The organism is Actinoplanes philippinensis (assembly GCF_900113015.1).
GTDB classification, from domain to species: domain Bacteria; phylum Actinomycetota; class Actinomycetes; order Mycobacteriales; family Micromonosporaceae; genus Actinoplanes; species Actinoplanes philippinensis.
This window is the reverse complement of the sequence record NZ_FONV01000001.1, coordinates 349724-364097: the sequence shown is the minus strand read 5'-3', so window position 1 is coordinate 364097 and position 14374 is coordinate 349724. Positions and strand designations below refer to the sequence as shown.

Below are 14374 nucleotides of genomic sequence, written 5' to 3'. Positions count from 1 at the left end.
GGCCTCAGCCCTCCCGAACCGCGTCGACGACGCGTCTCCGGTCGTGGTCGGTCAGAGCGGATCCACTGGGCAGGCACACCCCGCGGCGGAACAGATCGGCGCACACCCCGCCACCGCGGGTCACACAGTCCTGGAAGACCGGCTGCAGGTGCATCGGCTTCCAGGCGGGGCGGGCCTCGATGTTGCGGCCGTTCAGCGCGGCCAGCATCCGATCACGGCTGCTCTCGTCCTCGGTGAGCACGCAGGTGAGCCACCAGTTGGGCTCGCCGTAGCCGGCGACCGGCATGAACGTCAGGCCGGGCAGCTGATCCCGGTAGTAGGCGAAGGTCGCCTTGCGGGCGGCGATCATCTGATCCAGCCGCTGCACCTGGCCCCGGCCGACCGCGGCCAGCAGGTTGCTGAGCCGGTAGTTGTAGCCGACGGCCCGGTGCTCGTAGTGCGCGACCGGCTCCCGGGCCTGGGTGGACAGGTGCCGGGCCTGCTTGGCGATCCGGCTGTCGTCGGTCACCAGCATCCCGCCGCCACCGGTGGTGATGATCTTGTTGCCGTTGAAGGAGAGCACCCCGGCCAGCCCGAACGACCCGGCCGCCCGTCCGCGATAGGTCGCCCCGAGGGCTTCGGCGGCATCCTCGATCAGGGGTACGCCGTACCGGTCGCACGCTTCCAGCAGGGGGTCGTAGTCGGCGCACTGGCCGTACATGTCGACAGCGATCACCGCCCGGGGCAGGTTCCCGCGTTCGGCCCGGGCCCGCAGCTCCTCGGCCACCAGCGCCGGGTCGACGTTCCAGCTGTCCGGGGTGGAGTCCACGAAGACCGGCCGGGCGCCCAGGTAGACCACGGCGTTCGCGGTCGCGGCGAAGGTGAACGACGGCACCAGCACGGTGTCGCCACGGCGTACCCCGGCCGCGATCAGGGCCAGGTGCAGCGCGGCCGTGCCGCTGCTCAGCGCGACCGCGTGCCGGACGCCGACCCGGTGCGCCACCTGCTCCTCGAAGGCGTCCAGGTCGGGGCCGACCGGGGCCACCCAGTTGGAGTCGAAGGCGTCGAGCAGCAGCTTGCGCTCGAGGTCGGTGACGTCCGGCGGGGACAGGAAGATGCGGGCGCCGGTCTCGGTGTCAGTCATGGACGCGGGTCCTCACGGCCAGGATCGGCCAGGCCGGGTGCAGACCCTGCCGGCGGATGCACATCGGGGAGTCGCCGGGACGCATGGCCGGGCGCAGGGTGCTGGCGAAGCTGCGGTACCCGGCTTCCCGGGCGACGGCCACGTCCCGCTCGCGGTAGTCGACGGCGGGGTGGCCGTACGGCGCCGCGAAGTCCCGGACCGCCACGCCGAGCTCGTCCTCGATCTCCCGTTTCGAGTCGACGATCTCCCGGGCCGCGGTCTCGTCGTCCTGGTCGGCCAGCCGGTGATGGGTGACCGTGTGCGAGCCGAAGTCGAACCCGGACGCCGCCAGCGCCCGGCAGTCGTCCCAGGTCAGGTTTCCGGGCCGGCCGACCATGCCGGAGGTCAGGAAGAACATCGCCGGCACCCGCATCTCCAGCAGCACCGGCGCGGCCACGTCCCGCCAGGTCAGGTGGGCGTCGTCGAAGGACAGGCAGAACACCGGGCCGGTCAGCGGCTGCGTGCCGGTCAGGATGCGCATCGCCTCGTCCCAGGCGACCATCGGGCCGATCCGCTGCAGGGCGCGCAGGTGGTGGCGCAGGTCCTTGGCGTACTCGGCGGGGACGTCGTGGTAGAAGGGGAAGTAGAGGCCGGGCGTGCTGGGCAGCCGGCGCCGCAGCCCGGCCGGCGCGAGGATCCGTCCCTGCAGCCGGGGCCGGGCCCGCAGGCGGCTGCGCAGCCCCAGCTCGTTCAGGCGTCGTCTGATCGCCGTCTGCATGCGATCGGCACCCTCCCGCTCGGTCGACAGGTCGCGGCCACGGAACGTCGTCCCGCGGCTCTCGACCCACCTTCGCAAATGCGTGCGGGGAAGCGTCAGTAGCAATTGTCATAAGGAACGCGAGTATTATTCGCGTCAATAAGGAATAGCCCGATCGGCTCCTTGCGGAATGGACTTCCGGTTGAGCATCATCAGGCCCGCCGGCCAATGATTCGATCGGGGACCCCTCATGTTGCGACTGCACCGGGTGCAGCCTGACGCCGCCCTCTGGGCCGACCGGGCGACCTACCCGGATCGGCTGATCTTCCACACTCCCGAGTGGCTCCGGTTCATCGCCGAGTGCCAGAACGCCGAGCCGCTGCTCGCCACCGTCACCGACGCCGGTCAGCCGGTCGGGCACTTCACCGGGCTCCTGAGCAGGCGATTCGGCATGCGTATCCTGGGCAGCCCGATGGCCGGCTGGACCACGTCGTACCTCGGGTTCACCCTCCACCCGGACGTGTCCCGGCGGGCCGCGCTCGGCGCCCTGATGCCGTTCGCCTTCGGCGAGGCCGGCGCCGCGCACCTGGAGATCCGCGACCGGGGCCTCACGCCGGCCGATCTGGGCGGCCTCGGCCTGCGCTGGGACTCCGCGCCCACCGCGGTGATCGATCTGAATCCGGGTGAGGACGAGTTGTTCGGCGCGATGGCCAGCGCGTGCCGCAGAAACATCCGCAAGGCCGCGAAGTCGGGCGTCACCGTCGAGGAGGTGGACCCCGATCCCGCATTCGCCGACGAATTCTACGATCAATTGCGGGACGTATTCGCCAAACAGAATCTGGTACCCACCTATTCGGTGGAAAGGGTTCGGTCGTTGATCCGTCACCTCGGGCCGGCCGGACGGGTCCTGCTGCTGCGCGCCCGGGACGCGGAGGGACGCGGCATCGCCACCGCGATCCTGCCGTGGCACCACCGCGCGATGTACTTCTGGGGCGGCGCCAGCTACCGCTCCGGGCAGCATCTGCGTCCCAACGAGACGCTGATCTGGCATGCGCTGCGATGGGCCAAGGCACGCGGCCTCACCGAGTTCGACTTCGTGGGCGGCAACGCGTACAAGCAGAAGTACGGCACCACCGAGGTCGCCGTCCCGTGGGCCCGCCGCTCCCGCTCGCCGCTCGTCGCCCATCTGCGTGACGCCGCCAAGCAGGGTTTCGCCTTCAAGCAGCGCACCGTCGCCCGTCTGATCTCCGCCCGCTGACCGGCCGACTGGCATCGAGCCGCAGGCCCGGATAGTTTCCTCGGTAGCTTTTGCGGAGAACGGGACGAGGGGATGTCCGGCCCATCGGTCACAGCCGTGGTGGACGACGAGACCTGGGTCGTCGAGCTCACCGTGCGTGGCGTCTGGGAGCGTGCCCTGTGGCCGGCCACTTTCGGCCTGCTCAACAAGTGCCTGTCCCACCACCCGGCCGGGCTGCTGCTCGACCTGCGCCACCTGCAGGACCCGGGGGCGATCAGCGCGCCGCTCTGGCTCACCGCCGCCACCCACGGCGAGCGCATGGAGCCGGTGGTCCGGGTCGCCGCGTGCCTGCCCGACCGGACCGACCTGTCCGCCCGGCTCGGCACCGTCGTGGCCGGCCGCCTCGTGCCCGCCTTCCCGACCGTGCGGCTGGCCCGCTCGTTCCTCGCCGTGAGCCGCCCGCGGATGGACCGGGTGCGCCTGCACCTGCCCCCGGACGAGGCGGCCGCCGCCCGGGCCCGGCACATGGTGACCGCCGCCTGCACGGGGTGGGGGATGGAGCCGCTGGTGACCCGGGCCCGGCTGGTCGTGTCGGAGCTGGTCGTCAACGCCGCCGAGCACGCCGGCACCCCGATCGACGTGCTGATCTCCCGTCGCGACGCGGGCCGGCTGCTGCACCTGGCGGTCGTCGACGGCTCCCCGGCGCTGCCGTCGATCCGGCTGGAGATGGAGAACCCCCTGACCGAGCGGGGGTACGGCCTGCGCATCGTCGACGCGGCGGTCAACGGCTGGGGCGCCCTGCCCACCCGGGCCGGCAAGATCGTGTGGGCGCTGCTGCGTGCCTGACCCGGACCTCAGGCGCGGAGGAAACCGGCCGGCACGTAGAGGCCCTGCCGGTCGGCGCGGACCGCCGCCGCGGTGCGCGACCCGGCTCCCAGCTTCAGCATGATGTGCTCCAGGTGCCCGACCGCGGTCCGCGCCGTGATCCGCAGGGCGCTCGCGATCGCCGCGTTGCTGCGCCCCTCCACCAGCAGCCCGAGCACCTGCAGCTCGCGGGGCGTCAGGCCGTACGTCTCCGGCTGCGGCCCGGACAGCACCAGCGCCCGGTGGTGGCCGGGCGGCTCCGGCGGGCACGCCAGCACGGTGACCTGCAGCAGCGCGCCCGGCCCGGCCGGGTCCTCGGCCGGCACCAGGAAACGCGCCCACGTCCGCCCCGGGGTCAGCAGCGACCCGGCCCGGCGCAGGGTGGCCGCGTCCATCCCGGACGCGGCGGCGCCCGGCAGGCCCGGCAGTTCCTCGACGCGCCCGGCGCGGGTCAGCACCACCCCGGCCCGCGCGTCGGACACCATCGCGGCCAGCGTGGTCAGCGCGCGCAGCGGGTCGACCACGTGCGCGATCAGCGGCGTCAGCGAGATCAGCAGGTCGAGGGACTCCTCGCTCAGCGGCTCCGCCGACTCGGTGTGCGAGCCGAGCAGTCCCAGGTACCGGCCGTCCGCGGTGACCACCGGGATCGACACGCCCTCGGCCAGCCCGGACGGCTGGAAGTAGTCGACCCAGACCGGCAGCTCGGAGACGTGGACCGGCGAGTCGAAGACCCGGATCGGGCGGCGGCCCCGGTGCATGCCGACCCGCTCCACCTCGGCCATGAACGAGGGGGACGCCAGATAGCCGCGCACCCGGTCCGGGTAGCCGGCCGTGGCGACCGGCTGCTGCACCCACCGCTCCGGGTCGAGCAGGCTGAGCCAGGCCGCGTCGTGCCGCAGCACCGGGCGCAGCGCCTCGATCAGCGCCTCGGCACGCTGCCGTACGCCGCCCGGCATCGCCGCGGCCCGCAGCAGCTCGGCAGTGATCCGCCCACTGGCGGGAGGTGGGCCCACCCGTCCATCATGTGCCGGTCCGCGGGCTCCCGGACAGGCACTTCCGGGGTCGGCCGATCAGCCGGCGCAGGTCGCCGCACCGGCCGGGTGGCCGAGGAACGTCGCGATGCCGCAGAGCCGCAGGATCACGTCGACCGACGGGTGGGCGGCCACGATCCGGACCCGGTCCGGGCCGGCGGCCACCTCCAGCGCGTGCAGCGCCCGCAGCCCCGCGTGGTCGCAGAACTCGATCCCGGACAGGTTGAGCCGCATCACCGCGAACTCGTCCTCGCCGAGCAGGCCGCCCAGCGTGCGCAGCATCGGCGAGGCGGTCCGGATGTCCAGCTCACCGGCCACCCCGACGAGCAGCTCGCCGGGGCCGGTCCGTTCCACGGTGACGGTGAGGTCCACCAGATGGTCTTGCACGCGCCCTCCCCACCCGTTCGTAACCCTGCCGGGGACGCTACCGAGAGCGACCGGCGTGGCACATCGGAAGAATCTCCGGTCCATCACGGGCGGACGGCGCGCGGGGGCGCCATCAGGAGGAGGTCAGGCGGCGGCGACCGCGGCGCGGATCGTCTCGGCGTCCGCCGGGGTGGCGGGTCCACCGAACGCGCCGTACGGCGTCACGTAGACCGGCGTGTCCCGCTGGGTGCGCCGGTTCTCGGCGAGCGGCCCCACGTCGACGGTGTCGTAACCGAGGCTGTCGAGCAGCTCGGCGACCGTCTTCCGGGCCGCCGCGTCGTCACCGGCGATCGGCAGCGCCGTCCGGTCCGCCGCCCCGGCCGGCCGGCCCAGCGACGCCAGATGCTCGAAGTAGATGTTGTTGAACGCCTTCACCACGTGCGACTCGGCGAGGTGGCCCTGCAGCAGCTCGCCGGTGGTGGTGGAGCCGTTCTCCAGCTCCTCGAAGACCCCGTCGCGCTCCGGGTAGTAGTTGTTGGTGTCGATGACCACCTTGCCGGCCAGCGGCCCGGCCGGCACGTCCCGGAAGGCCTTCAGCGGCACGGTCACCACCACGATGTCACCGGCCGCGGCCGCCTCGGCGGGGGTCGCCGCGCGGGCCTTCGGGCCCAGCTCGCCGACCAGTTCCTGCAGCGTCTCCGGCCCGCGGGAGTTGCTCAGCACCACATCGTGCCCGGCCGCCACGGCCAGCCGTGCCACGGTGCTTCCGATGTTCCCGCTGCCGATGAGTCCGATCGTCGTCATACCTTTCGCGAACTCCCGGCCCGGCTCCCCGATTCCTCCCGGTGCCGGTTTCGTGACCGCCAGCACGTACCGCTTGCCAGTGGGTAAGAGCATGGGATAAGCGAGTCGGCGAGGCGAGGAGAGTCCGGTGTTCCTGTTGTTCGGATTGCGAAGCAAGGACCATCCGATGGGCGCCCGGGTGATGACCTGCGAGGTCTGCGGCTGGAAGGCGCCCCAGCACCTGCTGCGCCGGACGACCAGGTTCACGCTCTTCTTCATCCCGCTCTTCCCGGTCAAACCGGCCGCCCACTACGTGGTCTGCGGCCACTGCCAGGCCTTCCGCAAGGCGGATCCGCGCCTGGTCGCCGCCTGATGGTCAGGCCGGCTGGATCCAGTCGAAGGTGCGCTCCACCGCGCGGCGCCAGTTGGCGTACTCGGCGGAGCGCACCGCCGGGTCCATGGCCGGCATCCACTGGCCGGCGATGTGCCAGTTGCGGCGCAGCCCGTCCAGGTCGGGCCAGTAGCCGACGGCCAGGCCGGCCGCGTACGCCGCGCCCAGCGACACCGTCTCCACGGCCAGCGGGCGGACCAGCGGCACGTCGAGGACGTCGGCGATCATCTGCATGAGCAGGTTGTCGGCGGTCATCCCGCCGTCCACCTTGAGCGTGGTCAGGGCGAGGCCGGAGTTGGCGTTCATCGCGTCGACCACCTCGCGGGTCTGCCAGGCGGTCGCCTCCAGCACCGCCCGGGCCAGGTGGCCCTTGGTGATGTACGAGGTGAGGCCCACGATGACGCCCCGCGCCTCGCTGCGCCAGTACGGCGCGTAGAGCCCGGAGAACGCCGGGACGATGTAGCAGCCGCCGTTGTCGGCGACGGTCCGGGCCAGCGTCTCGATCTCCGGGGCGCTGGAGATCAGCTCCAGCTGGTCGCGGAACCACTGGACCAGCGAGCCGGTGATCGCGATCGAGCCCTCCAGCGCGTAGACGGCCCGTTCCCCGGCGATCTGGTAGGCGACCGTGCTGAGCAGCCCGTTCTCCGGGTGGATCAGGTCGGCGCCGGTGTTCAGGAGCAGGAAGCTGCCGGTGCCGTACGTGCACTTGGCCTCGCCCGGGGTGAAGCAGGTCTGCCCGAAGAGCGCCGCCTGCTGGTCGCCGAGGGCGGCGCCGATCCGTACCCCCGGGAAGCCCTCCGACGCGGTGCCGAAACCGCCGATCGACGGCCGCACCGCCGGCAGCATCGCGCGGGGGATGCCGAAGAAGTCCAGCGCCCGCTCCGACCAGTCGAGGGACCGGACGTCCAGGAGCATGGTGCGGCTGGCGTTGGTGACGTCGGTGACGTGCTGGGCGCGGCCGGTCAGGTTCCAGATCAGCCAGGTCTCCATCGTGCCGCAGAGCACCTCGCCGCGCTCGGCGCGCTCCCGCAGGCCCGGGGTGTGGTCGAGCATCCAGCGCAGCCGGGGCCCGGAGAAGTAGGTCGCCAGTGGCAGGCCCGACGTCTCCGAGACGTCCTTCGCGGCCGGCGAGGAGGCCAGCGTGTGCACGAGCGAGTCGGTGCGGGTGTCCTGCCAGATGATGGCCCGCCCGATCGGGACGCCGGTGACCCGGTCCCAGATGACGGTGGTCTCCCGTTGATTGGCGATGCCCACCGCGGCGACCTGGCCGAGACCGATCCCGGCGCGGGAGAGGACGCGCGGGGCGAGGCGCTCCACGTTGCGCCAGATCTCCATGGCGTCGTGCTCCACCCATCCCGGGCGGGGGAAGTACTGCTTGTGCTCCTGCTGGGCGAGCGAGACGAGCTGCCCGCGCCGGTCGAAGACGATGCACCTGGTCGACGTGGTGCCCTGGTCGATCGCCACCACATACCGGTCGGTCATCGGGCCGCCCCCAGATCGCGAGAGATCGCGCGGGCCGCGTCGCGCACGTAGCCGACGAGGTGCGGGCGTGGCCGGTAGCGGCTGTCGCAGACCCGGTCGACCGGGCCGGAGATGCCGATCGCGCCGACCACCAGGCCGCCGTAGCCACGGATCGGCGCCGCCACCGCGGCCTGCCCGAGCAGGAACTCCTCGACCTCACCGGCCCAGCCGGCGTCGCGTACCCCCTCCAGGGCGGTGCCGAGCGCCTTCGCGTCGGTGAGGGTGAGCCGGGTGAAGGCCTCCAGGTCGGGCGGCGGGCCACCGGCCCGGTAGGCCAGCAGCACCTTGCCGAGGGCCGTGGCGTGCAGCGGCAGCAGCGTGCCCACGTCGAGGGTCTGGAACGTGTCGTCCGGCCGGAACACGTGGTGCACGACCAGGACCCGCCCCTCCAGGACGGTGCCGATCCGGACCGACTCGCCGCTGCGGGCGGCCAGCGGGTCGGCCCAGTTGATCGACCGGGACCGCAGCTCGTTGATGTCGAGGTAGCTGGTGCCCAGGTGCAACAGGGCGCCGCCGAGCTGGTACTGCCCGGAGACCCGGTCCTGCTCGACGAACCCGACCAGCTGCAGGGTACGCAGGATGCCGTGGGTGGTGCCCTTGGCCAGGTCCAGCGTCCGGGCGATCTCGGTGAGCCCCAGGCGGCCCGGACCACCGGCGAGCGTCCGGAGGATCGCGGCCGCTCGCTCGATGGACTGCACCGTCCCGGGCATGTTTCGGACTCTATGCCACCGTGCGACAACTCGCCGTTATTGATGTTCGACAATGCCGACCGATGTTCATTGCCCCACTCCGGACCCGTTCCTAGCGTCCAAGGCAACGAGCAGAGGAGGGAGCATGGCTACACGACTCAAAGTTCCTGGACTCGCCGGCGAGCTCGCGGCGGAGTTCGCCGGCACGATGATCCTGATCCTCTTCGGTGTCGGGGTGGTGGCGCAGGTCGCCGCCGCCGGCATCGGGGACCACGACAGCATCGCCTGGGCCTGGGGCCTGGGCGTCACCCTCGGCGTCTACGTCGCGGCGCGGATCAGCGGCGCGCACCTGAACCCGGCGGTGACCGTCGCCCTCGCCGTCTTCAAGGGCTTCTCCTGGCGGAAGGTGGCGCCGTACGCGATCGCCCAGACTCTCGGCGCGTTCGTGGCCGCGCTGCTGGTGCGCTGGAACTACACCGAGGTGCTGCGCGCCGCCGACCCCGATCTGACCATCAAGACGCAGGGCGTCTTCTCGACCCTGCCCGGCAACGGCACGCTCCCGGTGAGCGAGTGGGGCGCCTTCCGGGACCAGATCATCGGCACGGCCATCCTGCTCTTCGTGATCCTGGCGCTGACCGACATGGCCAACAGCCCGCCGGCCGCCAACCTGGGCCCGGTCGTGGTCGGCCTGCTCGTCGTCGCGATCGGCATGGCCTGGGGCACGAACGCCGGCTACGCGATCAACCCGGCCCGTGACTTCGGCCCGCGGCTCGCCAGTTTCCTGACCGGATACGGGGGCGCGTTCCGCGACCAGACGGGGTATCTCTACTTCTGGATCCCGATCGTCGGGCCGATCATCGGTGGCGTCGTGGGCGCCGGGCTGTACCAGACTCTGATCGGACGTTTCCTGCCGTCGGCCGAGGAGCCGGAGGCCGGACGTGTCCCGACACCGAGGGACGAGGCAGAAGTGGAGGCGACCCGTGGCTGACTTCGTGGGCGCAGTGGACCAGGGAACGACCAGCACGCGGTTCATGATCTTCGACCATGGCGGCAACGAGGTGGCCCGGCACCAGCTGGAGCACGAGCAGATCCTGCCGCAGGCAGGCTGGGTCGAGCACAACCCGATCGAGATCTGGGACCGGACCGTCACCGTCGTGCGCACGGCCATGCAGAAGGCCGGGCTGAGCGCGTCCGACCTGGCCGCGGTGGGCATCACCAACCAGCGGGAGACCACCGTCGTCTGGGACCGGAACACCGGACGGCCCTACTACAACGCGATCGTGTGGCAGGACACCCGTACCGATCGGATCGCCTCCGCCCTTGACCGGGACGGCCGTGGCGACGTGATCCGGCGCAAGGCGGGGCTGCCGCCGGCCACCTACTTCTCCGGCGGCAAGATCCAGTGGATCCTGGAGAACGTCGACGGGGTCCGCGAGGCGGCCGAGCGTGGCGACGCGATCTTCGGCAACACCGACAGCTGGCTGCTGTGGAACATCACCGGGAACCATGTCACCGACGTGACGAACGCCAGCCGCACCATGTTGATGAACCTGGAGACCCTCGACTGGGACGACGAGCTGCTGTCGTTCTTCGGCATCCCGCGGCGGATGCTCCCGGAGATCCGGCCGTCGTCCGACCCGACCGGGTTCGGCGTGGCCCGGGTGCCCGGACCGCTCGGCGGTGAGGTGCCGATCACCGGCGACCTCGGCGACCAGCAGGCGGCCACCGTCGGGCAGGTGTGCTTCAGCCCGGGCGAGGCCAAGAACACCTACGGCACCGGCAACTTCATGCTCCTCAACACCGGGACGAACCTGGTGCGCTCGGAGAACGGGCTGCTCACCACGGTCTGCTACAAATTCGGCGACGCGGCCCCGGTCTACGCGCTGGAGGGCTCGATCGCGGTCACCGGCTCGGCCGTGCAGTGGCTGCGCGACCAGCTGCACATCATCAACTCGGCGGCGGAGAGCGAGTCGCTGGCGGCCCGGGTGCAGGACAACGGCGGCGTCTACTTCGTCCCGGCGTTCTCCGGCCTGTTCGCCCCCTACTGGCGCTCCGACGCCCGCGGCGCGATCGTCGGCCTGTCCCGGTTCAACACCGACGCGCACATCGCCCGGGCCACCCTGGAGGCGATCTGCTACCAGACCCGCGACGTGGTCGACGCCATGGCCCAGGACTCCGGCGTCACCCTCGACGTGCTGAAGGTCGACGGCGGCATCACCGTCAACAACCTCTGCATGCAGATCCAGGCCGACGTGCTCGGCGTGCCGGTCAGCCGCCCGGTCGTCGCCGAGACCACCGCCCTGGGCGCCGCCTACGCGGCCGGTCTCGCGGTCGGTTTCTGGAAGAACACCGACGAGCTGCGGGAGAACTGGAACGAGTCGCAGCGCTGGCAGCCGCAGTGGTCGCCGGAGCAGCGCGACCAGGGCTTCGGCAGGTGGAAGAAGGCGGTGCAGCGAACCCTCGACTGGGTGGACGTGGACTGATCATGACTGCTCTCTCTCCTTCGTACCGGGACGCCGCCCTCGACGCGCTGTCCACGACCGAGGTCGACGTGCTGGTGATCGGTGGGGGAGTGGTGGGGGCGGGGTGCGCGCTCGACGCGGTCACACGGGGACTCACCGTGGGGCTCGTCGAGGCGCGCGACCTCGCCTCCGGCACGTCCAGCCGGTCCAGCAAACTCATCCACGGCGGTCTCCGATACCTGGAGATGCTCGACTTCGGGCTGGTCCGCGAGGCGCTGCGGGAGCGGGGGCTCATCCTGCAGCGCCTCGCGCCGCACCTGGCCCGCCCGGTCCGGTTCCTCTACCCCCTCCGGCACCGCGGCTGGGAACGGCTCTACGCGGGCGCCGGCGTCACCCTCTACGACACGATGGCGCTGGCCGGGTCCCTGCCGCGGCACCGGCACCTCACCCGTCGCGGCGCTCTGCGCGCCTGCCCCGCCCTGCGCCGGGACGCGCTGGTCGGGGCCCTGCAGTACTACGACGCGCAGATGGACGACGCCCGGCACACGATGTTCCTGGCCAGGACCGCGGCGTCACACGGGGCCCACGTCGCGACGCGGGCCGAGGTGGTCGGTTTCCTCCGGGAGGGCGAGAGAGTCACCGGGGTACGGGTGCACGACCTCGAACACGACCGGACGTACGAGATCCGCGCCCGGCAGGTGATCAACGCGACCGGGGTGTGGACCGACGACACCCAGTCCCTGGTCGGCGAACGGGGCCAGTTCCACGTCCGCGCGTCGAAGGGCATCCACCTGGTCGTGCCCCGCGACCGCATCCACTCGACGACCGGCCTGATCCTGCGGACCGCGTCGAGCGTGCTGTTCGTGATCCCCTGGGGCCGGCACTGGATCGTCGGCACCACCGACACCGACTGGTCGCTGGACAAGGCGCACCCGGCCGCGTCCGCGAAGGACATCGACTACCTGCTCACCGAGGTCAACAAGGTGCTGGCCCGGCCGCTGGAGCGGGCCGACGTGGAGGGCGTCTACGCGGGCCTGCGGCCGCTGCTGTCCGGCGAGTCCGAGTCGACGTCGCAGCTGTCCCGGGAGCACTCGGTCAGCAGCCCGGTGCCGGGGCTGGTGGTGGTGGCCGGTGGCAAGTACACGACGTACCGGGTGATGGCGAAGGACGCCGTCGACGCCTGCGTGCACGGCCTGGCCCGCAGCGTGCCGCGTTCGGTCACCGACCGGGTGCCGCTGCTCGGCGCGGACGGCTACCCGGCCCTGTGGAACCGGCGGGGCCTGCTGGCCGCCGAGTCGGGGCTGCACGTGGCCCGGGTCGAGCACCTGCTCGGCCGGTACGGCTCGCTGGTCCATGAGCTGCTCGCCCTGATCCGCGACGACCCGGGCCTGGCCCGGCCGATCGAGGGCGCCGACGACTACCTGCGGGCCGAGTTCGTCTACGCGGCCGCCGCCGAGGGCGCCCGGCATCTGGTGGACGTGCTGACCAGGCGTACCCGGATCTCGATCGAGACCTTCGACCGGGGTGTGGTGGCCGCCCCGCACGCCGCCGAGCTGATGGGCCGGGTCCTCGGCTGGAGCCCGGAGCAGCGGGACCGGGAGGTGGAGAACTACCGGCTGCGGGTGGAGGCCGAGCGCGCCTCCCAGGAGCAGCAGGACGACGAGACGGCCGACGCCGCCCGGCTCGGCGCCCCGGACGTGGTGCCGGTCCGCGTCGTCTGAGCGCCGGTCCGTACTTCGCCGGGCGCCGGTCCGCGCCTCGTCCGGGCGGCCGGTCAGGCCAGCAGCTGGCGGATCGTGCGGGCCGGCTCGCCCACCCAGTCGGCGAGGGTGCGCAGCGGCCCGGCGAGGGCCTGACCGGCATGCTGGAGGGCCCCGGAGGCGGCGAGTACGAGCGTCAGGCGCTCCAGGGTGCCGCCGAGCCGCCGCCGGTCGGGTTCGGCGTCGCCCAGCAGGCTCTCCGCCTCGCCGAGGTCCCGGTGGGCCGCCGCGGCGGTCTCGTCGGGCAGCGGCAGGACGGCCAGGACGTCGCGGATCCGGTGCAGCTCGGCCACCAGCCAGCCGGTCGTCCGGGTCTGCTGGTTCGTCGCGTTTGACATGTTTCTCCTCATTTCGTCCAGTGGTGCCGAGTCTATGGACGAAAAGGGCGAAAAGCGGCCGTTCCCCCGGATTCGGGGAACGGCCGCCGACTTTCGGTGGTGGTGCGGTCAGACCGTGGCCATCCGCCTCTGGAACGTCTTGGTCGTGGTCCACAGCTTGTAGACCAGCAGCGCCTCGAACGCCAGCATCAGCACCCCGGACAGGATCGTCACCGGCACGATCTGGTTGATCACCGGGCCCACGATGAACACGAACATCATGAACTCGATGCCGCTGAACACGTGCGGGCGGATGCGGTTGCGCTGCAGGAAGTCGCGGATCTGCAGGAACAGGCCGAACCGCGCACGGAAGTCGCCGTGCACGTCGACGCGGGCCTTCACCGGGTCGTCCTGCGCCACGACCTCGTCCTCGTTCTCCTCGACGTAGTCGGTCGCGTGCACGCCGGTGGCCTCCAGCAGCTTCTCCTTCATGGTCAGCTTGACCTTCTGCATCTGCAGCGCGTTCAGGTAGCGGAACATGTCCAGGAAGATGACCAGAGTGGCCAGCCACAGGTAGAGCGTGTCACCGGTCAGGTGCCACTGGCCGCCGAACATGGCCAGCGCACACGTCATCACCCGCAGCCGGTCGAAGACGTAGTCCAGCCAGCTGCCGAAGATCGACCCGTTGCCGTTCAGCCGGGCGATCTTGCCGTCCATGCAGTCGAGCACGAAAGCCAGATGAAAGAGCAGGGCGCCGGCCAGCAGCCACTGGTACTCACCCTGCCAGAAGCAGGCCGCCGCACCCAGGCCCACCACGAACGCCGTCAGCGACAGGAAGTTCGGCGTCGCCCATTTCCACGGCGCCACCAGCCGCACCAGCGGGCCGGCCAGCGGATCCACCAGCCACACGGTCCACCAGGCGTCCCGGCGTTTATAGGTACGCTCACGGACTTCCGCGAGCGAGGGGCGCTGCGCCATCGTTATTACTCCTCGAGGTGTACAGCGCGGGGGAGTGCGGGTGAATGACACATGCACATGAGGGGGCCCCCGCCTTGCCCCGGCATTCAACACCGGGACGTCGAACAACGCCAACC

The 14374-nt window shown here is 71.6% G+C and carries 15 protein-coding genes; 6 read left to right on the top strand and 9 right to left on the bottom strand.

Annotation, left to right across the window (positions count from 1 at the left end):
* Window positions 1-4: 4 nt before the first annotated feature.
* Window positions 5-1123 (bottom strand): DegT/DnrJ/EryC1/StrS family aminotransferase, encoded by a 1119-nt coding sequence (locus BM290_RS01655; RefSeq protein WP_093609176.1) that lies wholly within the window; start codon window positions 1121-1123, stop codon window positions 5-7.
* Window positions 1116-1880 carry a polysaccharide deacetylase family protein gene (locus BM290_RS01650; RefSeq protein WP_093609174.1) on the bottom strand — a complete coding sequence of 255 codons (765 nt, stop codon included), beginning with the start codon at window positions 1878-1880 and terminating at the stop codon, window positions 1116-1118. Before BM290_RS01650 ends, BM290_RS01655 begins: the two co-directional genes overlap by 8 nt.
* A gap of 229 nt (window positions 1881-2109) precedes the next feature.
* Between BM290_RS01650 and BM290_RS01645 the strand changes: the two genes are divergently transcribed.
* Together BM290_RS01645 and BM290_RS01640 are read left to right on the top strand one after the other, a co-directional pair.
* Window positions 2110-3117: a lipid II:glycine glycyltransferase FemX gene (locus BM290_RS01645; RefSeq protein WP_093609172.1), complete on the top strand. Its 1008-nt coding sequence runs from the start codon at window positions 2110-2112 to the stop codon at window positions 3115-3117.
* A 72-nt stretch (window positions 3118-3189) separates the two neighbouring features.
* Window positions 3190-3942: an ATP-binding protein gene (locus tag BM290_RS01640; RefSeq protein ID WP_093609170.1), complete on the top strand. Its 753-nt coding sequence runs from the start codon at window positions 3190-3192 to the stop codon at window positions 3940-3942.
* Between the two features lie 8 nt (window positions 3943-3950).
* On the opposite strand, the gene BM290_RS01635 is transcribed toward BM290_RS01640, so the two are convergent.
* From BM290_RS01635 to BM290_RS01625, 3 genes are all read right to left on the bottom strand, one after another.
* Window positions 3951-4973 carry a LuxR C-terminal-related transcriptional regulator gene (locus BM290_RS01635; RefSeq protein ID WP_093609168.1) on the bottom strand — a complete coding sequence of 341 codons (1023 nt, stop codon included), beginning with the start codon at window positions 4971-4973 and terminating at the stop codon, window positions 3951-3953.
* Between the two features lie 57 nt (window positions 4974-5030).
* Window positions 5031-5378: an STAS domain-containing protein gene (locus tag BM290_RS01630; protein ID WP_177319531.1), complete on the bottom strand. Its 348-nt coding sequence runs from the start codon at window positions 5376-5378 to the stop codon at window positions 5031-5033.
* A 123-nt stretch (window positions 5379-5501) separates the two neighbouring features.
* Window positions 5502-6161 (bottom strand): NADPH-dependent F420 reductase, encoded by a 660-nt coding sequence (locus BM290_RS01625; protein WP_093609164.1) that lies wholly within the window; start codon window positions 6159-6161, stop codon window positions 5502-5504.
* Between the two features lie 127 nt (window positions 6162-6288).
* On the opposite strand from BM290_RS01625, the gene BM290_RS01620 reads away from it, so the two are divergent.
* Window positions 6289-6513, top strand: coding sequence for a zinc-ribbon domain-containing protein (locus BM290_RS01620; protein ID WP_093609162.1), 225 nt, complete (start codon window positions 6289-6291; stop codon window positions 6511-6513).
* A gap of 3 nt (window positions 6514-6516) precedes the next feature.
* On the opposite strand, the gene glpK (BM290_RS01615) is transcribed toward BM290_RS01620, so the two are convergent.
* Entirely contained in the window at window positions 6517-8013 is a 1497-nt protein-coding gene (glpK, locus tag BM290_RS01615) for a glycerol kinase GlpK (protein WP_093609160.1), read from the bottom strand.
* Window positions 8010-8762, bottom strand: coding sequence for an IclR family transcriptional regulator (locus tag BM290_RS01610; protein ID WP_093609158.1), 753 nt, complete (start codon window positions 8760-8762; stop codon window positions 8010-8012). The genes glpK (BM290_RS01615) and BM290_RS01610 overlap by 4 nt, the downstream gene beginning before the upstream one ends.
* A gap of 124 nt (window positions 8763-8886) precedes the next feature.
* Here BM290_RS01610 and BM290_RS01605 point away from each other — a divergent pair, with 124 nt between their 5' ends.
* Genes BM290_RS01605 through BM290_RS01595 form a run of 3 tightly spaced genes read left to right on the top strand, consistent with a single transcriptional unit; the run spans window position 8887 to window position 12924 of the window.
* Window positions 8887-9729: an MIP/aquaporin family protein gene (locus BM290_RS01605; RefSeq protein ID WP_093609156.1), complete on the top strand. Its 843-nt coding sequence runs from the start codon at window positions 8887-8889 to the stop codon at window positions 9727-9729.
* A complete protein-coding gene (gene glpK, locus BM290_RS01600) occupies window positions 9722-11224 on the top strand; it encodes a glycerol kinase GlpK (protein WP_093609154.1) in 1503 nt (500 codons plus the stop codon). The genes BM290_RS01605 and glpK (BM290_RS01600) overlap by 8 nt, the downstream gene beginning before the upstream one ends.
* Before the next feature lie 2 nt (window positions 11225-11226).
* Window positions 11227-12924 (top strand): glycerol-3-phosphate dehydrogenase/oxidase, encoded by a 1698-nt coding sequence (locus BM290_RS01595; protein ID WP_093609152.1) that lies wholly within the window; start codon window positions 11227-11229, stop codon window positions 12922-12924.
* Window positions 12925-12977: 53 nt separating this feature from the next.
* Here the strand turns inward: BM290_RS01595 and BM290_RS01590 are convergent, their stop codons facing one another.
* Entirely contained in the window at window positions 12978-13301 is a 324-nt protein-coding gene (locus BM290_RS01590) for a hypothetical protein (protein ID WP_093609150.1), read from the bottom strand.
* A 108-nt stretch (window positions 13302-13409) separates the two neighbouring features.
* A complete protein-coding gene (locus tag BM290_RS01585; RefSeq protein ID WP_093609148.1) occupies window positions 13410-14258 on the bottom strand; it encodes a CDP-alcohol phosphatidyltransferase family protein in 849 nt (282 codons plus the stop codon).
* Between the last annotated feature and the right edge of the window lie 116 nt (window positions 14259-14374).

Coding starts and splice junctions, on each gene's coding strand:
- BM290_RS01655 (WP_093609176.1), bottom strand. CDS start 1,123: ATGACTGACACCGAGACCGGCGCCCGCATCTTCCTGTCCCCGCCGGAC.
- BM290_RS01650 (WP_093609174.1), bottom strand. CDS start 1,880: ATGCAGACGGCGATCAGACGACGCCTGAACGAGCTGGGGCTGCGCAGC.
- BM290_RS01645 (WP_093609172.1), top strand. CDS start 2,110: ATGTTGCGACTGCACCGGGTGCAGCCTGACGCCGCCCTCTGGGCCGAC.
- BM290_RS01640 (WP_093609170.1), top strand. CDS start 3,190: ATGTCCGGCCCATCGGTCACAGCCGTGGTGGACGACGAGACCTGGGTC.
- BM290_RS01625 (WP_093609164.1), bottom strand. CDS start 6,161: ATGACGACGATCGGACTCATCGGCAGCGGGAACATCGGAAGCACCGTG.
- glpK (WP_093609160.1), bottom strand. CDS start 8,013: ATGACCGACCGGTATGTGGTGGCGATCGACCAGGGCACCACGTCGACC.
- BM290_RS01610 (WP_093609158.1), bottom strand. CDS start 8,762: ATGCCCGGGACGGTGCAGTCCATCGAGCGAGCGGCCGCGATCCTCCGG.
- BM290_RS01605 (WP_093609156.1), top strand. CDS start 8,887: ATGGCTACACGACTCAAAGTTCCTGGACTCGCCGGCGAGCTCGCGGCG.
- BM290_RS01595 (WP_093609152.1), top strand. CDS start 11,227: ATGACTGCTCTCTCTCCTTCGTACCGGGACGCCGCCCTCGACGCGCTG.
- BM290_RS01590 (WP_093609150.1), bottom strand. CDS start 13,301: ATGTCAAACGCGACGAACCAGCAGACCCGGACGACCGGCTGGCTGGTG.
- BM290_RS01585 (WP_093609148.1), bottom strand. CDS start 14,258: ATGGCGCAGCGCCCCTCGCTCGCGGAAGTCCGTGAGCGTACCTATAAA.